The sequence below is a fragment of the Qiania dongpingensis genome (genome assembly GCF_014337195.1).
In the GTDB taxonomy this organism is placed as follows: Bacteria; Bacillota; Clostridia; order Lachnospirales; family Lachnospiraceae; genus Lientehia; species Lientehia dongpingensis.
This window is the reverse complement of record NZ_CP060634.1, coordinates 242875-260432: the sequence shown is the minus strand read 5'-3', so window position 1 is coordinate 260432 and position 17558 is coordinate 242875. Positions and strand designations below refer to the sequence as shown.

At 46.3% G+C, this 17558-nt stretch carries 18 protein-coding genes and 1 riboswitch; of the genes, 16 read left to right on the top strand and 2 right to left on the bottom strand.

What is annotated here, in order from left to right:
- Positions 1 to 2: 2 nt before the first annotated feature.
- The 3 genes from mgsA to H9Q78_RS01195 all read left to right on the top strand — a co-directional run bounded on the left by mgsA (position 3) and on the right by H9Q78_RS01195 (position 1966).
- The gene (gene mgsA, locus H9Q78_RS01205) at positions 3 to 398 is read left to right on the top strand and encodes a methylglyoxal synthase (protein ID WP_147595867.1); all 396 of its coding nucleotides are present in this window, start codon (positions 3 to 5) and stop codon (positions 396 to 398) included.
- Between the two features lie 25 nt (positions 399 to 423).
- On the top strand, positions 424 to 1455 hold the full coding sequence (locus tag H9Q78_RS01200) for a D-alanyl-D-alanine carboxypeptidase family protein (protein ID WP_249303085.1): 1032 nt from the start codon (positions 424 to 426) through the stop codon (positions 1453 to 1455).
- 91 nt (positions 1456 to 1546) lie between these two features.
- The gene (locus H9Q78_RS01195; protein WP_147595865.1) at positions 1547 to 1966 is read left to right on the top strand and encodes a twitching motility protein PilT; all 420 of its coding nucleotides are present in this window, start codon (positions 1547 to 1549) and stop codon (positions 1964 to 1966) included.
- Between the two features lie 174 nt (positions 1967 to 2140).
- Here the strand turns inward: H9Q78_RS01195 and H9Q78_RS01190 are convergent, their stop codons facing one another.
- The gene (locus H9Q78_RS01190; RefSeq protein WP_147595864.1) at positions 2141 to 2350 is read right to left on the bottom strand and encodes a DUF378 domain-containing protein; all 210 of its coding nucleotides are present in this window, start codon (positions 2348 to 2350) and stop codon (positions 2141 to 2143) included.
- A 93-nt stretch (positions 2351 to 2443) separates the two neighbouring features.
- On the opposite strand from H9Q78_RS01190, the gene H9Q78_RS01185 reads away from it, so the two are divergent.
- The 12 genes from H9Q78_RS01185 (at position 2444) to H9Q78_RS01130 (ending at position 14031) form a co-directional block, all read left to right on the top strand.
- Positions 2444 to 3835: an HlyD family efflux transporter periplasmic adaptor subunit gene (locus H9Q78_RS01185; RefSeq protein WP_249303083.1), complete on the top strand. Its 1392-nt coding sequence runs from the start codon at positions 2444 to 2446 to the stop codon at positions 3833 to 3835.
- 91 nt (positions 3836 to 3926) lie between these two features.
- The gene (locus tag H9Q78_RS01180; protein ID WP_147595862.1) at positions 3927 to 4457 is read left to right on the top strand and encodes a cell division protein SepF; all 531 of its coding nucleotides are present in this window, start codon (positions 3927 to 3929) and stop codon (positions 4455 to 4457) included.
- 12 nt (positions 4458 to 4469) lie between these two features.
- Positions 4470 to 5240 (top strand): YlmH family RNA-binding protein, encoded by a 771-nt coding sequence (locus tag H9Q78_RS01175; RefSeq protein WP_249303081.1) that lies wholly within the window; start codon positions 4470 to 4472, stop codon positions 5238 to 5240.
- A gap of 40 nt (positions 5241 to 5280) precedes the next feature.
- Positions 5281 to 6402, top strand: coding sequence for a 3-dehydroquinate synthase (gene aroB / locus H9Q78_RS01170; RefSeq protein ID WP_249303079.1), 1122 nt, complete (start codon positions 5281 to 5283; stop codon positions 6400 to 6402).
- A gap of 3 nt (positions 6403 to 6405) precedes the next feature.
- Positions 6406 to 6975, top strand: a complete 570-nt coding sequence (gene lspA, locus H9Q78_RS01165; protein ID WP_249303078.1) for a signal peptidase II — start codon at positions 6406 to 6408, stop codon at positions 6973 to 6975.
- Positions 6972 to 7883: an RluA family pseudouridine synthase gene (locus H9Q78_RS01160; RefSeq protein WP_249303077.1), complete on the top strand. Its 912-nt coding sequence runs from the start codon at positions 6972 to 6974 to the stop codon at positions 7881 to 7883. The genes lspA and H9Q78_RS01160 overlap by 4 nt, the downstream gene beginning before the upstream one ends.
- Positions 7884 to 7947: 64 nt before the next feature.
- The gene (locus H9Q78_RS01155) at positions 7948 to 8580 is read left to right on the top strand and encodes a cytidylate kinase-like family protein (protein ID WP_249303076.1); all 633 of its coding nucleotides are present in this window, start codon (positions 7948 to 7950) and stop codon (positions 8578 to 8580) included.
- A 75-nt stretch (positions 8581 to 8655) separates the two neighbouring features.
- Positions 8656 to 8800, top strand: a riboswitch (adenosylcobalamin (AdoCbl) riboswitch).
- A 154-nt stretch (positions 8801 to 8954) separates the two neighbouring features.
- On the top strand, positions 8955 to 10559 hold the full coding sequence (locus H9Q78_RS01150) for an ABC transporter substrate-binding protein (RefSeq protein ID WP_249303074.1): 1605 nt from the start codon (positions 8955 to 8957) through the stop codon (positions 10557 to 10559).
- A gap of 1 nt (position 10560) precedes the next feature.
- Positions 10561 to 11511 (top strand): ABC transporter permease, encoded by a 951-nt coding sequence (locus H9Q78_RS01145; RefSeq protein ID WP_249303072.1) that lies wholly within the window; start codon positions 10561 to 10563, stop codon positions 11509 to 11511.
- A complete protein-coding gene (locus tag H9Q78_RS01140; RefSeq protein ID WP_249303071.1) occupies positions 11508 to 12347 on the top strand; it encodes an ABC transporter permease in 840 nt (279 codons plus the stop codon). The genes H9Q78_RS01145 and H9Q78_RS01140 overlap by 4 nt, the downstream gene beginning before the upstream one ends.
- Positions 12348 to 12356: 9 nt before the next feature.
- A complete protein-coding gene (locus H9Q78_RS01135) occupies positions 12357 to 13301 on the top strand; it encodes an ABC transporter ATP-binding protein (protein ID WP_249303069.1) in 945 nt (314 codons plus the stop codon).
- Positions 13273 to 14031 carry an ATP-binding cassette domain-containing protein gene (locus H9Q78_RS01130; RefSeq protein ID WP_249303068.1) on the top strand — a complete coding sequence of 253 codons (759 nt, stop codon included), beginning with the start codon at positions 13273 to 13275 and terminating at the stop codon, positions 14029 to 14031. The genes H9Q78_RS01135 and H9Q78_RS01130 overlap by 29 nt, the downstream gene beginning before the upstream one ends.
- 63 nt (positions 14032 to 14094) lie before the next feature.
- Here the strand turns inward: H9Q78_RS01130 and glmS are convergent, their stop codons facing one another.
- Positions 14095 to 15912 (bottom strand): glutamine--fructose-6-phosphate transaminase (isomerizing), encoded by a 1818-nt coding sequence (gene glmS / locus H9Q78_RS01125; protein ID WP_249303067.1) that lies wholly within the window; start codon positions 15910 to 15912, stop codon positions 14095 to 14097.
- Positions 15913 to 16340: 428 nt separating this feature from the next.
- Between glmS and H9Q78_RS01120 the strand changes: the two genes are divergently transcribed.
- The gene (locus tag H9Q78_RS01120) at positions 16341 to 17285 is read left to right on the top strand and encodes an aldo/keto reductase (protein WP_249303066.1); all 945 of its coding nucleotides are present in this window, start codon (positions 16341 to 16343) and stop codon (positions 17283 to 17285) included.
- The last annotated feature ends 273 nt before the right edge of the window (positions 17286 to 17558 follow it).

Here is a 17558-nt window from a genome sequence, read left to right as displayed (position 1 = left end):
GTATGAATGTGGGACTTATCGCACATGATGCAAAGAAGAAGCTGATGCAGAATTTTACAATTGCGTATCGGGGTATTCTTTGTAAGCATGAACTCTATGCGACAGGTACAACGGGGCGTCTGATTGAAGAAGTGACGAATCTGAGCATCCACAAATTTCTGGCGGGCCATTTGGGCGGAGAGCAGCAGCTGGCGGCACAGATTGAGAACAATCAGATCGATTTGATGATCTTTCTGCGGGATCCCCTCCACCCGAAGTCACACGAGCCGGATGTTTTCGAGGTCATCCGTTTGTGCGATATCCACAATATTCCTCTGGCTACGAATCTGGCTACAGCTGAGCTTCTGGTGAAAGCGATGGAGCGGGGAGATATGGAATGGCGGGAAGCTTACAAATAATTTTAAGAAGGAAATGATACAGGTTATGCCACGAACAACAACAGCGAAGCAGGTAAAACGTACCCGGATTGCACTGAAATTCGGCCTTGCCATATTGGCGGTCGCCGCCTGCACGATCGTCTTCTTATGTTTTATTAATAGCCCTTTTTCAGGAAAAGGCAGTACTTCCATTCTGGCTGCTTATGAAGGACAGGATGAAGATTTGTCCATGGAGGCGCCGGAGGTTTTAGGAGAGGCCCCGTCCCTGTTCGCAGAGAAGCTTTGTGTAGTCACGGCGGATTCAGAGCCTGATCCCAGCATCACATCTGAGGCGGGCGTGACCTTTGACCGAACCAACGGAGAAGTAGTCTACAGCAAAAATGCTTATGAACGGCTTTATCCTGCCAGTGTCACAAAGATCATGACCTGTCTGGTGGCTTTAAAATACGGAGATTTGTCCGAGGAGATCACGGTACGGGCCGATATGCTCGCAAATCTGGACCCGGATTCCTCTGTATGCAATGTAAAGGATGGGGATACTCTAAACCTGGAGCAGCTTTTGTATGGTCTGATGCTCCCCTCCGGAAATGACGCGGCCAATGCGATCGCGTATCTAGTCGCCGGGAGTGAAGAAGCGTTCGTGGAGCTGATGAACCAGGAAGCCCGCGCTCTGGGAGCGACGGACAGCCACTTTGTCAATGCTCATGGGCTGAATGACCCGGATCATTACACAACGGCGTATGATATCTACCTGATTTTTAACGAACTGATGAACTATGAGGAGTTCATGAAGATCATCGGTACGCAGCAATATACCGCACAGTATACCAACAATGGACAGCCGGTGACCAATACATGGAACAGAGGAATCTGGTATTTCTGCGGACAGGCGGCGGCGCCAGACGGCGTGATTCCCCTTGGAGGAAAGACGGGGACGACTCCGGAAGCGAAATTCTGCCTTTCTCTGGCATCGGAGGATGAAGCGGGAGCGCAGTATGTTTCAGTGGTGCTGAAAGCCGACAGCCGTGAATCGCTGTACGTTACCATGACCTCTCTGCTTTCAAAAATTCAGAAATAAGGATTGTACTTTCATATTATTTATACTATAATTAGAACAGGGTTTTGTAAATATCCGAACTATTACTTAGTGACTAAAGGAGGAGTGCATTATGGTGCAGATCATAGCAGGAAAGATGGGGAAGGGCAAGACAAAGTTTCTGCTTGAAAAAGCAAATGTGGCGGTGAAAGAGTGTAAGGGGTCCCTCGTATATCTCGACAAAAATACGAAAAATATGCACGAATTAGACAACAAAGTTCGTCTTATCAATGTCTATGATTATCCGATTCGTTCTTATAATGCTTTTATTGGATTCCTGTGCGGTATTATTTCACAGGATTATGATCTGGAATATGTATTCCTGGATAGTTTCTTAAAGCTGGCGCACCTGGAAGGCCAGGACATCTCCGCCGCCTTGATTGAATTAGAACAGCTTGGACAACAATATGGAGTTACCATCATCCTGAGCATTTCCATGGACGCACAGGATCTTCCTGAACATGCACAGTCAAAAGTGATTGTTTCTTTATAGTAACTTACATAATGAATGATAAATATGGTTCGGGACGTGATAACCCCACGTCCCGAATTTATTCTTTGACACCAGCCCTATATACATTTTGCTTCCCTGCCAAAGAATAAAGCCTCTGGCGGATCGCAGAGGCAGGAAGAACGCATCTGCATCCCAAAATAGGACGGAACGTTTTCAGTCGGTACCGTTTCCGACACGGCCGAACATACTGATAAGGTACAGGCCGCAAATGCCCACAACAGCGTAGATGATGCGGGAAATCAGGGTCATGTCCCCGAACAGGAATGTGACCAGGTTGAATTTGAAGAATCCGATTAGACCCCAGTTCACGGCACCGATGATGGTGATGACGAGAGCGGTGTAATCAAGTGGTTTGGAATTCATGAGCTTTTCCCTCCTTTCCTTTTTTTAGTTTATTCTTATTTCAGGATATTATTATGGGAAAGATTTCCAAGGTTTGTTTTAAAGGAGCCTTTTATGGCAAATACAAGTAAAAAGATCATTCGTTATAAAAAACCGAAAAATATGAATATCGGCATAGCCGTATTTGCCGTTATTTTTTTATATTTGATCATTGTGCTCATTCAGTTTATGGTCAAACCTAAAATTAAGATGTATGAAGTACTGGATGGAGACATTGCCAACGATTCTTTTTATACGGGAGTGATACTCCGAAACGAAACAGTGGTGAATTCCGATTATGCCGGATATGTAAACTATTATCTGCGGGAAAAACAAAAGGCTGCAGTCGGGAACCTGATCTTCACTGTGGATGAGAATGGTTCCATGACGGAATATCTGAATCAGTCCTCCGGAGAGGAAAGCCGGCTGTCTGATGAAAATCTGAAAGAAATGAAGGAATTATTGGCAGATTTCAGCACGTCTTACTCTGACAGCCGGTTTTCGGACGTATATGATATCAATACAACGCTTAATTCCATGCTGATGGAGTATATCAATATCAACGCTCTGCAGGAGCTGAGCGCGGCAGAAGGAGAAGGGAACGCAATCTCCTTTCAGCGATGTTATGCACAGGCCAGCGGGATTGTCATCTATTCAACGGACGGAATGGAGGGACTGACTGCAGATCAGGTATCAGCGGATACTTTTTCCAAGGAAAATTATCAGAAGACCGCTCATGCAGGCGGACAGCTGATAAACATCGGTACTCCTGCCTATAAGATGATCACCGATGACGCCTGGTCGGTGGTGATTCCTCTGGAAGAGGACGAGCTGTCGGATTACACCGACGTGACTTCAGTGTCTGTTCATTTTCCCAAGAAAAATCTAGATGCGGCGGCCGGTTTTTCCGTTTTTACTGGAAAAGACGGAGCATCCTATGGAAAAATCGATCTCACTAAATATATGATTCAATTTGCAGGTGAGCGTTTTGTGGAAGTGGAAGTGAAAAATTCCCAGGCTGAAGGGCTGAAAGTGCCTAAGACGGCGCTGACCACGAAAGACTTTTTTGTTATCCCCGTAAATTTCATTGCCTCAGGAGGAGACAGTGCCGAAGAAGGCTTCTATAAAGAAGTCTATGCCAATGACGGCACTTCCACAATGGAGTTTATTGCGGCCAGCATATACCGCACCACTGATGAATACTACTATGTTTCCATGGATGATTTTAAAGAAGGAGACTATATCATACTTCCAGATTCCAATGAACGATATCAGATCGGCGCCAAGGAATCTCTGCAGGGAGTTTACAATATAAACCGGGGATACGCTATCTTCAAACAGGTTGAGATCCTGGATGAAAACAGTGAATACTGTATCGTCAAGAAGAATATGGCATATGGCCTTCGAAGCTACGACCATATTGTGCTGAACGCATCTCTTGTAAAGGAGGACGATATACTCCGCTGATTTTTAGAAAAAATACACATAATCTGTTGACACAATTCGCAAAAACATTGATAATGATAGGTGAGTAAAAAATGAAAGGCGGTCTTTACCCATGAGTAAGTTTATTGATAAATTTCTTGACTCCATGAAACTGAACGACGAAGACGATTACGACTACGAAGATGACTATATGTATGATGAGGAGGAAGACGACGATTACGAGGAGGAACAGCCGAAGAAAAGCTTCTTCCATCGTGAGAAACGAACTGCAGAGGAGGAACCGGAAATGGTGGATAGAAAGCCTGCGGCTGCAAAGTCTAAACCGAGGACAAGCAATGTAGTTCCCATGCGTGCCGCCACGAGAGGCGGGATGGAAGTCTGTATGGTAAAGCCCAGCAGTCTGGGAGATGCCCGCGAGATTTGTGATACGCTTTTGAGCGGACGTGCAGTTGTCATCAATATGGAGGGGATTCCCACGGAAACCGCGCAGAAGATCATTGATTTTACATCTGGCGCATGCTATTCCATGAATGGAAATATGCAGAAGATTTCCAATTACATATTCATTGCTACTCCTCAGACTGTGGAATTATCCGGTGATTTTGAAGATTTAATGGGCAGTTCTTCAGGTCTTTCAGACTGACGGGACGAAAAGATGGATAAAGAAGAACAGTTATTTCTGCACCGTCTCCATGATTTGGCTGATGTGTGCTTTCAGCGGGGGATTCCCGTTTATACGGATTTTTTGAATTTACATGAGCAAACGGTTTTTCTGTCGGCGCTGCCGGAGTTTTCCCATGTCCGCTGTTATCTGGACGGCGGTTATGAGACAGCGGAGAGAAAGATTGTTTGCTTTCTTCCTGTCTATGGGGGATTTGAAGAAAAACCGGACAGAGAACAGCTTCCTATGGTTCCGGTACGGATTTCCTCTTCTGCGGGAAAATTTACAGTACCAAGCAGCCATCGGGATTATCTGGGAGCCGTGCTGAGCCTGGGAATTGAGCGGGGAAAGATTGGAGATCTCATCGTAGGGGATGGATTCGCGTACTGCCTTTGTGCGAAAAATATGTCTGATTTTCTGATGGAAGAATTGAAGTCCGTCAGACGCAATCCTGTGGTCTGCACCAGAGCCTCCTTTGCAGACTTGGAAGAAAACCAGAGTTTCACTGCCGTCACTGGATCCATCGCTTCCCTGAGGATGGATGCGCTGCTGGGGCTTCTTATGAAGTGTTCCCGCTCAAGAGCATCTGAATGTCTGGCAGAAGAGAGGGTGTATTTGAACGGAAAATTATGTGTTTCTCAGACGGCTGTGCCAAAAACAGGGGACATCCTTTCCATCAGGGGAGTGGGAAAATATATTTTCGACGGAATCCTCACTTCGACGAAAAAAGGACGCCAGATGGTGAAGCTGCGAAAATATGACTGAAGCGACATTCAGATTATAGAATATGAAAGGGTGATAAGAAATGACAGCAGAAAAGAAAGCGCAGCCCGAGGAAATCATGGTACATCAGAATGGAAAACCCATATACCCGATCGTTTTAACGGATTCCTTTGACAGCCTCCTGGAATCGGCGGCAAAGCTTAACCTTTCCGGCAGAAAAGTATGTATTGTTACAGACAGCAGGGTGGCAAAGCTGTATTTGGAAGAAATAAAAAACATATTTCATAAAATATCCGCAAAAACAGTATACTTTGTTTTTCCGGCGGGAGAGCCCTATAAAAACCTGGATACCGTAAAAAGCCTCTATGAGTATCTGATCTGTCATTCCTTCGACCGGAACGATATCCTGGTGGCGCTGGGCGGCGGAGTGACAGGAGACCTGACAGGCTTCACGGCCGCCACCTATTTAAGAGGAATTGATTTTATCCAGGTGCCGACCACTCTCCTTTCTCAGGTGGACAGCAGCATCGGCGGCAAGACAGGCGTGGATTTCGATGCTTATAAAAATATGGTCGGAGCCTTTTATATGCCCAAGCTGGTTTATATCAACGTTTCGGTCTTAAAAAGCCTTCCGGAAGAACAATTTGCTTCTGGCATGGGCGAGGTCATCAAGCATGGCTGTATCCGATCTGGAGAATACTATCATTGGCTGGAAGCCAACAAAGAGGGAATACGGCAGAGAAAGACAGGTTTCATGGCAGAAATGGTGAAGGGAAGCTGTCTCATCAAACGTGCTGTCGTGGAAGAGGATCCGAAGGAAAAAGGGATTCGTGCCCTTCTGAATTTCGGGCATACCCTCGGACATGCCATTGAAAAGGAAATGGGATTTACGATGAGCCATGGTGCCTGTGTGGGAGCGGGATGTGTAGCGGCGGCTTATCTGTCCGAGCGGCGCGGTATGCTGAAGCCAGAGGAATTTAAAAATCTAAAGGAACTCCTCGTTTATTTCCGGCTTCCCGTTTCGGTACAGGACATCAATGTATCAAAAGTGCTGGACGCGGTAAAGCATGATAAAAAAATGGACTCCGGCGTCATCCGGTTTATATTGCTTCGGTCCATCGGGGAAGCCTACATTGACAAAACCGTCTCAGCGGAAGAAATGGTGTCAGCCATGGACTATCTGACAAAACCAAGAGGAGAATGACATATGGAAGCAAACCAAACAAAAAAGCGGTTTTTTACGGTGTTCTGCTATCTTTTGGGAGCCGTTCTGCTCGTAGGATTCGATCAATGGACAAAGAGTCTGGCGGTGGCGCATCTGAAGGGGCAGGAAGCATATCCAATCATCAAGGGAGTCTTTGAACTTTCCTATCTGGAAAATCGGGGAATGGCATGGGGGCTTTTATCCGGCCAGCGGTATATCTTCCTGGCAGGGAGTGTTCTCATCCTTTTTCTCATTGCATATGCTTTCTGGAGAGCTCCTTCGACTAAGAGATACCTGCCGGCGCGTCTGGTTCTGACTGTGCTCTTTGCCGGAGCCATTGGAAATCTGGTGGACCGTCTGGCGCAGGGATATGTGGTGGACTTTTTTTCCTTTACCCTGATCAATTTTCCAGTATTTAATGTGGCGGACTGTTATGTGGTGGCTGCGGGGATAGCGTTCGTGATCTTTTTTCTGTTTTATTATAAAGATGAAGAACTCGCCGTCTTCCTTCCCGGAAAAGGGAAGAAGAAAAGCACACCGGACAAAAAAAGCGGAGAGGATGCGCAGATATGACGTTTTTCTCTTACAGGACGGCTGAAGAGGACGCAGGAAAAAGACTGGATAAGTTTCTGTCTGAAAAACCGGAAATGCCCTCCAGAAGTTATTTAAAGAAACTGATTGAGGAATCCTGGGTCCAAGTTGATAAAAAAGCTGTAAAGGGCAATTACAAGGTTCAGGCGGGAAACGAAATCGAGGTATCCGTTCCGGAACCGAAGGAGCTGGAAGTAGAAGCAGAAGCGATGGAACTGAATATCGTCTATGAAGATGATGACCTGCTCATCGTTGACAAGCCGAAGGGCATGGTAGTACATCCTGCCGCAGGGCACGAATCACACACACTGGTCAACGGTCTTCTGTATCACTGCCAGGGCAAACTGTCCGGAATAAACGGAGTGCTCCGCCCCGGTATCGTCCACAGGATTGACCGGGATACAACTGGACTTCTGCTGGTTTGTAAAAATGATTTTTCCCATGCGGCCATTGCAGAACAGCTGAGGGTCCATTCTATCAACAGGCGCTATCATGCCATAGTCCATGGCGAGATCAGAGAAGACGGCACGGTGGACGTCCCCATTGGAAGGAATCCCAATGACCGGATGAAAATGGCGATAAACTTAAAGAATGGAAAAGAGGCGGTTACTCATTATCATATATTGGAGCCGCTTAAGAAATACACTTACATCGAATGTCGGCTGGAGACCGGCCGCACCCATCAGATCCGCGTCCATATGGCATCCATCCATCATCCACTGCTGGGCGATACGGTCTATGGACCTTCGAAATCTCCGATTTCTCTGGAGGGCCAGACACTTCACGCTAAAGTTCTCGGTTTTATTCATCCTAGGACAGGGAAATATCTGGAATTTGAGGCTCCATTACCGGAGTATTTTGAAAGATTATTGGTGAAATTGCATATATAACTATACTTTCTTTGACAAATATAGTATAATATAACTATTATAAGGATGAGAGGAGCTGAATGCTATGCATGGAAATCTAGTGATTACCATCGGAAGAGAATGCGGAAGCGGCGGAAGATTCATCGGACAGAAGCTGGCAGAGCGCCTTGGAGTCAGATGTTACGATAAGGAATTGCTTGCATTATCCGCGAAAAACAGCGGGCTGTGTGAAGAAATCTTTGAACATCATGATGAAAAGCCCACCAACAGTTTTTTATATTCACTGGTTATGGATACTTATTCCATGAGCTATAATCCTTCCAATTTTGTGGATATGCCCTTGAACCAGAAGGTATTTCTTGCACAGTTTGATACTATCAAAAGGCTGGCAGAGCAGGAATCCTGTGTGATCGTAGGGCGCTGCGCCGATTATGCGCTTGCGGAATATCCGAATATGGTCTCCGTATTTACCACGGCAGCCTATGATGACAAGGTAGAGTACTTGAAAGAGCATTACCATATTGAGCCGTCCAAAATTAAGGATTTTATTACAAAGACCGATAAAAAACGCGCGTCTTATTATAATTATTATGCCAATAAAAAATGGGGGAGCGCGAAGAGCTACGACCTCTGCATCAACAGAAGCGCGGTGGGATTTGACGGGGCGGTGGATGTCATACTGAACTTCGTAGATGTCAAAAAAGCGAATAAGAAATAAATAAAACGAACTTTTTGTTACAAAAATGTCAAAAGCCATTGACAAATCATTTCATCAGATGCTATACTTTTCTGCGTAATTTCATACCATCAGCCATACATGGGGAAGTCAGGTGAAAAACCTGCGCGGTCACGCCACTGTAATGTGTAGATCACAGAGCCAGATTGCCATGTAGCGGTAATATTAGTTGTTTGACCTGCGAGGGAAAGGGAGACTGATGATCAAATGTTTTATTTTGGTATCTAAAGTCTTTCTCAATCTATGAGAGAGACTTTTTTATGCAGAAATAAAACTTTTCTGAGAACGTTGCGCTATTTTTCCTCCTCAAGATCAGACAGCAAGAAACCAGATAATTGTTGAACAGAGGAGGAACTATGAAAAAAAGGTTTGTATCAAAAGCTTTGTCACTGCTGCTCGTATTGATGTTGCTGGTATCAGGATGCGGGACTGAAACATCTCAGAGAGAAAGTACCGACGCAAAAGAAAGTACGGCTGAGACTGTCGGCGAAACCGAGGATAAGAGCCCCAATGACGAGGAAACAATCGTTCTGGCGGGATCCCGCGATCCGGGCAGGGGCACTGCCGATCCTTATTTTACCAATGTAAATCTTTATGTATGGGAGCCGCTGATCGGGGAATCCGATGACGGTGAAGTAGAACCCAGGCTTGCTACCAGCTGGGAGATGTCAGAAGACGGAAAAGAGTGGACATTTCATCTGAAGGAAGGCGTCGTTTTTTCCGACGGATATCCTTTTAATGCGGACGCGGTACTGCTTAATTTTGACCGATATAAAAAATTGGGAGTCGTATCCTCTACTTTCTTTGCATTCGACATTGATTCTGTATATCCCGGACTTCAGTCTGTAGATAAAGTAGATGACTATACAGTAAAGCTGACTTTTGAAAATCCGGTCCCCACACTTCCTTATACGATCATTAATTTCGGAAGCGGTATGTTCAGCCCGGATTGCTACGATTCTGAGACCGGCGAGTTCAAAGAATATTGTGTTGGCACAGGTCCCTTTGTCATCACGGACCATGTCCCGGATGAATCACTCACCCTCGGACGAAATGAACGTTACTACGGTGATCCTGCCAAAGCGGAGAGTATCCAGATCCGGGTCATCCCTGACCATGAAACACGGGTGGCAGCCCTCCGGTCCGGAGAGATCATGGGAGTATATGATAACAACGCGATTCTGCCTCAGTCTGCAAAGGAACTGGAAGCAGAAGGAGGATTTACTGCATCAGCAAAGATTTCCGCAAATATTCAGTATCTGAATGTGAATAACCGGAACTTTCCCTTTAATGATGTAAGAATGCGACAGGCTATGAGCATGATAATCGACCGTGAGACTTTGTTAAACAGTGTATACCGCGGCTATGGAGAAATTACTGCCAATGTGCTCAGCCCTCTTTCTGTATTTTATAAAGAGATCACACCCGAATACAACCCTGAAAAAGCAAAAGAATTGGCATCCGAGGTATTGAACGGACAGACTCCCACTGTACGGCTTTTGACTGCTTCCACCTATAAAACAGACGCAGAGCTGATCAGCTCCTGGCTTCAGGAACTGGGACTTCAGGTAGAAATCCAGGTAATGGAGTCTTCCGCTGTATCGGAAGCACTTAAAAATACAGATTTTGACCTTTCCATGGGATTCAAGGGAATGAACAATGCAGAACCAGAAACCATGCTGCGTGGCTTTTTGCATTCAGATGGTTTCATGAACAACGGATTTGCCATGAGCGGCTACAGCAATGAGGCAGTGGACGGGCTGCTGGATCAGCTGAACAGCACCTACGTAAGAGAAGACCGGGTCAAGTTATATGATGAACTTCAGGAAATCAGTGCAAAAGAGCTTCCGGTCATTCCATTGATAGCCGTGACTACCCTTGTTGTTCACAGCGACAAGATTACCGGCTATGACGCTATGTTCACCGGCGTCACGCTTCCAGAAACCAGATGGGCCGATTAAAATGATTCTTAAATATTTGGGCAGACGGCTGCTGCTTACGATACCGGTACTTTTCGGAATTACTCTTCTTGCTTTTCTGCTTGGTGTCCTGAGTCCCGGAAACCCTGCGGAAATTGCTCTCAGCGGAGGAGGAGAATACGCCGTAACAGAGAAACAAATATCCAGTATAGAGGAAGAAATGGGTTTGGATAAATCTTATCCGGCCCAGTATCTTAGCTGGATAAGGGGCGTTCTTAAGGGTGACTGGGGAACCTCCTTTCGTACGAAAAAGCCGGTTCGTGACGAGCTTTTCAGCCGTTTTGGCATCACACTAAAGTTGGCTGTATGTGCCATTTTTCTTACGGTTGCCGTCGGGATTTCCCTAGGGATTCTCGGCGCAGCCCGAAGGGGCCGATTTATAGATAAGGCAGGGCAGGGGCTGAGCGTGCTTTTTTTATCCATTCCCAGCTTTTGGGCCGCGATTTTACTTATTCATATTTTTTCCGAACGGCTGCATCTGCTTCCCACCAGCGGACAGGACTCATGGAGGCACATGGTCCTGCCGGTTATCGCACTGTCCCTTAACACCACAGGAACCACAATTCGTCTGATGCGTTCCTCCATGTTGGGTGAGCTGGGGAAACAATATATCACAGCTGCCCGTGGAAAAGGGATTTCCGAACGAATTGTCTTTCTAAAGCATGCCCTGATCAATTCACTGGCTCCTGTGGTCACGCTTCTCGGCAATTACCTGGGCGGTATCCTCGGAGGTGTCGTTGTCGTAGAATCCGTGTTCGCGATCAACGGTATTGGAAAATTTGCATTGGATTCCATAGCCGTACGGGATTATCCTGCCCTGCAGGGCTATGTGCTCATCACAGGAACGGCCTTTGTCATCATCCACATGCTGGTGGATCTTATCTGTTACTTCCTGAATCCACAGATCCGTTTGGGAGAGGGGGAGACTGTATGATTCGAAAAGGACATTGGTATGTGGACGGAGTAACGATGCTTGCTCTTACCCTGATGGGAATCATTTTGCTTGGCAGTGTATTTGCCCCGCTTCTTGCCCGGTACAGCCCTACAGCAATCAATATGGAAGAGAGTCTGCAGGGAATATCTCCCGCGCATCCGCTGGGGACTGATTATTTGGGCCGCGACCTACTTTCCCGTGTGTTATACGGCGGAAGAGTATCTGTGCTGACCGCAGTAGCTGCCACAGCTCTTTCCATGCTTTTAGGAATGGCGGTGGGAATCCTGGCCGGTTATTTCGGGGGAGTTGCAGATGCGGTGATAACTTGCCTGACAAGTATCTTTCAGGGACTTCCAGGCACAAGTATGATGATTGCCGTGTCCGCCATTATGGGACCAGGGGTGCAGAGTCTGCTGGCAGCTTTAGTGATCAATTCCTGGGCGGGGTTTTCCAGAATAGTCCGGGAAAATGTATTGAGTCTTAGGGAACAGACTTATGTGGAAGGCGCCCGCTGCCTGGGAGCCGGCCGTTTCCATATCATCATCCGCTATATCATTCCCAACATGCTCCCTGATGTCATCGTTTTATTTACCACCAGGATAGGAGGAGCCGTTTTGTCCATCGCCGCTCTCAGTTTTCTCGGTCTCGGCATCCAGCCGCCCACGCCAGACTGGGGAATGATGATCAGCGAAGCCAGAACATATTTCCGGACCTCTCCTATGCTGATCATTGCTCCAGGCGCCTGTATTATTTTTCTGTCCTTCGGCATCAACTATCTGGGAGAAATGTTCCGGAATCATTTTGACATAAAAAGCCAGACCATTCGGCAGGACTAGGAGGCTTCCATGGCAGAAAACATCATTCTTGAAGATTTAACGGTGTCCTTTGGCAATGGAAATGTGGTGAATCATATTTCAACTGTTTTTCAGTCCGGATATATTACCGGACTGCTTGGAGAGAGCGGAAGCGGAAAATCGGTGCTGGGAATGTCCGTTATCGGATTGCTGCCTTCCAATGCGAAGCAGTCGGGCAGGATTCTTTTCGGAAATCGGAATCTGCTCGCTCTGACTCAGAAGCAGCTGAGAGGAATTCGTGGGAAGAGGATAGGATTGATTCCCCAAAATCCGGCAGACTCTCTGAATCCAGCCAGAAGGATTGGGCCGCAGATGACAGAGGCTGTACGAGTAAATATTAAAAAGAAAAAAGAAGCAAAAAAGAAAGCGAATCTACTGCTGCAAACATTCGGGTTTCTAGATTCGGCCCCCATTTTGAGAAATTATTCGTTTCAGCTGAGCGGAGGAATGAAGCAGCGTGTCCTATCCGCAATGGGTCTTGCCTGTGATCCGGAATGGGTGATTGCAGATGAACCGACAAAGGGCCTGGATGCCGCGCTGCGCGGACAAGTTTGCAGTCTTTTGAATGAAATATCCAGGAAAAAAGGAAAAAGTATGCTGATTATCACCCACGATCTGATGCTTGCGGAAAAATCCTGCCAGTGGCTGATGGTGCTCTATCAAGGCCGAATCATGGAGGAAGGAAATACAGAGGAAGTCTTACACCATCCGCTCCACCCTTATACGGAAGGGCTCTTATCGGCACAGCCATCTCATGGGATGCACTCCATTCCCTATGCAGCTTCCAAAAAGGGCGGGAACAGCGGCTGTGAGTTTTCAGACCGCTGTCCCAAAGCCTCCAAAATCTGCTGCGAAGCTGATCCCCCAGTAATCGTCTTGAATGGACACAGAAAGGTAAGGTGCCATTATGCTGCTGGAAGTCCGGCATCTGAATAAACAGTACAGCTCCGGGCTGTTAAAGAGACAAGTGGTAAATCCTGTCCAGGATATATCGTTTCAAATTGAAGCAGGATCCACTTTCGGCTTGATGGGAAACAGCGGCTGCGGAAAGACCACATTATCTCGAATAATTCTGCGCCTGATTCCCGCGGACAGTGGTCAGATCCTGTTCGAGGGGACTGATATCACTAAGTGCTCTGGCAAATATTTGAAGACTATCCGGCCGAAAATGCAGATGATTTTTCAGCATCCGGAATCCTCCCTGAATCCTCTGATGAATATAAAAAATAACTTGCTGGAACCATTTAAGATTCACAAGCTGTATGACAAAGAAAGAAGAGAAGAGGAGATTCGTGAAAAGCTTGCCCTCGTGGGGCTTCCAGAAGGTCTTCTGTCACATTATCCCCATGAGATTAGCGGAGGAGAAGCTCAGCGTGTTGTAATCGCACGGGCGCTGACCATGGATGTTCGATTCTTTGTTTTGGATGAACCGACTTCCATGCTGGATGTTTCGGTCCAGGCGCAGATCATGAATTTATTCAGAGACCTGCAGAAACGATTGGGCCTGACATATCTGTTCATTTCCCATGACCTGGAGGTGGTGCGGTGGATCAGTACTCATATAGGCTTTATGAACGGAGGAAAACTGGTTGAACAGGGAAAAACAGAAGAAATAATAGAAAATCCCAAAATAGAATTTACAAAGAATTTTATCAATAGTTTTTGAAAATAAAAACAGAGAAGCAATGAGAGCCATAGACGGATATTTTGTCTATGGCTCTCATCATGATTATTCTACCGTTACAGATTTTGCCAGGTTCCTCGGTTTATCCACATTAAGCCCTTTCATATCAGAAGTGTAATAGGCCAGGAGCTGCAGGATTACGGCAACCGGAAATACCGTAAATCGGTCATGGGGTACCGGAACTGAAAAATGCATGTCGCAGATATCATCGGTTATTTCCGCATGCTGCTTGGTGATCAGAATGACAAAAGCGCCTCTGGCTTTTACCTCTTTAATGTTGGAAATTGTTTTTGCGTAAATATGGTCCTGGGTGGCTACCGCAATAACAGGGGTGTCTTCTTCTATCAGGGCGATCGTACCGTGCTTTAATTCTCCCGCTGCATAAGCTTCTGCATGGATATAGGAAATCTCTTTGAGCTTCAGGGAACCTTCCAGAGAAAACGCATAATCCAGACCCCTTCCCACAAAAAACGCGTCCTTTGCCTTCGCCAGGATACTGGCTGCGGTTTTGAGTTTCGCTTTGTTTTCCAGGATTTTCTGGACTGCCGGAATTGTATCCAGAAGGCGGGATACAAATTCACCGGCATCCTTTTGTGAAAACTTTCCGCGGACCATCGACATGCGGCAGCCGATCAAATAGAGACTTGCCAGCTGTACCATATACGCTTTTGTACTTGCCACAGCGATTTCAGGCCCGGCATGAGTGTAGAACACATAATCACTTTCCCTCGCGATAGTAGAACCCTTGACGTTGACCACGGACAATATTTTAGCGCCGCGTTCTTTGGAAAGGCGAAGAGCCGCAAGGGTATCTATGGTTTCGCCGGACTGGGAGATTACGATCACCAGAGTCCTGTCATCCACCAAAGGATTCTCATAGCGGAATTCAGAAGCGACGTTTACAGATACTGGAATCTTGATGATTGGCTCAACCAGCGCTTTCCCAACCATACCCGCATACATCGCAGTCCCGCAGGCCACGATGGCAATTTTATCACAGAAGGAAAAGAGCTCATCGGGAATCTCGTCTTCAGAAAAGTCAGGAATCCCATCCCGAAGCCGGGGAAGAATCGTATTCCTGAGCGCCTCCGGCTGTTCATGGATCTCTTTCAGCATGTAATGAGGATAGCCGTTCTTTTTGGCTGCCTCCACGTTCCAGCTCACCTCAAGGATTTCCAGTTCCACCGGATTTCCATCCAGATCCTGTACAGAAATGCCATCCTGACGAAGAGTGACAATCTGATATTCCGGAATCACGAAATAGCGGTTTGTATAGGGGATGATGGCTGTGACATCAGACGCCACAAATGAACCGTCCTCCATATGGGCGGCCACCATGGGGCTTATGTTCCGGACACAGAATATCTGATCATGGATATCCTCAAACATGATGCAAAATGCATAAGATCCTGTGATTTCCCGAATGGTTTTCCGGATAGCGGCGTAAGGATCTCCCTCATAATAATGATCAAGAAGCTTTGCAGCCACTTCCGTATCGGTTTCCGAAACCAGAGATTCCCGAAATCCAAAACGATCGATCAAATTGTGATAATTTTCTATGATACCGTTGTGAATCAAAGTTATCCTGCCAGCAATATGGGGATGGGCATTGATATCGTTTACTCCGCCATGGGTAGCCCATCTGGTGTGACCGATGCCGCAGTGTGATTCAATATCCACAGTGGTGCACGCGTCCTTTAACGTAGCTACAGGCCCGGCTTTTTTCATCAGAAAACGATCATTCCCACTGGATAAAAGCGCGACGCCGGCACTGTCATATCCGCGGTATTCCAACTGCTCTAAGCCCTCCAGTAAGACAGTCAGGGCGTCAAGGCGCCCCGTATAGCCAATAATTCCGCACATAAATAAGTCTCCTTTATAATTCCAAATGTATGTGATTTTTGTATGAAAAATCCCTGATCATATTGGATTTGTTTTGCCGTCACCGGCATATTTGCCAATATGTGCACGCACAGGGAACATGGAAGAGTACCCGCCGAATTTTCGATAATCTCTTCTCCTCGTCACCCTCATAAATCAGAGGGGCATGGCGCTTTTTTCTATGAAGTTTTTTCGCCACGGCCTCCCTGCCCATAACTCTTCCTTACTATATCATTTTCACCTTTTCCAGTCAAGTTACGCATAAAACATGGAGAATTTGCAGAAGAATTTAAAATATACCCCTTGTTTACAGACGTTACACGCCTTATAATGGTAAATGAGAGTTCTATTCTATATTAAGTTTCAGATGGAAACAAGATACCGAAACCAATTTGAAAGGAGTAACTATCATGAAATACATAGAGGTAGGAAAATCTGGCGTTAAAGCCTCCAACCTGGTCATGGGCTGTATGCGGCTAAAAGGAAAAACACCGGCGGAGGCGGAAAAGCTGATCCGAACGGCCATGGAAGAGGGTATCAATTACTTTGACCATGCGGACGTCTACGGCAGAGCCGGAAAACGCGGAGAATGCGAAGAGATATTCAGTAAGGCAATCGGCCTTTCCAAACCTTCTGTCCGGGAGAAAATGATCATCCAAAGCAAATGCGGGATTGTAAAAAGTGCAACCGGGGCTTATGATTTTTCCAAGGAGCATATCCTGAAGGCCACAGACGGCATTTTAAGCCGGTTAAACACAGATTATCTGGATTTCCTCCTTCTTCACCGGCCCGATACCCTCATGGAACCGGCAGAGGTAACAGAGGCTTTTGAAACCTTATTTAAGCAAGGCAAAGTACGTCACTTCGGAGTATCCAACCAGAAGCCTTTTCAGGTCAAGCTTCTGCAGAAATATCTTCCCTATAAGCTGGAAATAAACCAGCTGCAGTTAAGCATCGTCCATTGTCCGATGATCGATTCCGGCATATCCGTGAACATGGATATGGAACAGGCCTATGACAGAGAGGGGTCCATATTGGAATATTCCAGGCTTCATGATATGACGATTCAGGCATGGTCACCGTTTCAGAAGGGATTTTTTGGCGGGCCATTCCTTGGAGATCTGGAAAACTATCGGAAGCTGAACGAAGTGATCGATCGTCTGGCAGCTAAATATGAGGTGACAAATACAGCGATCGCCGTAGCGTGGATCACCAGACATCCGGCCAACATACAGGTAATCCTGGGCACCACAAATATACAGAGAATGAAGGATGCCTGCAAGGGCTCTGAGATTACTCTGACCAGAGATGAGTGGTATGAAGTCTATCAGGCAGCCGGAAAGAAGCTGCCGTAATACACAGTTGAAAATAAGAGTATCATAGTGGAAACAAAGGCACAGAGACAGCCGGCATGGATTGACGGTTTCTGTGCCTTTATGGTATAATTCCGTTATATCTATTCGTTAAAGTTGAGTTTAGCGAATAGATACGGGTATTAAAGAATACTATTCTCCTAATATATTCTTTTAGATTATATCGTGCTTCTGAATCATTTTTCGGATAGCTCCGGAAGCTATTGATAAGTGCTCTTATCTTGTGATAAAATGTTTATTTGTAAGAATTTAATA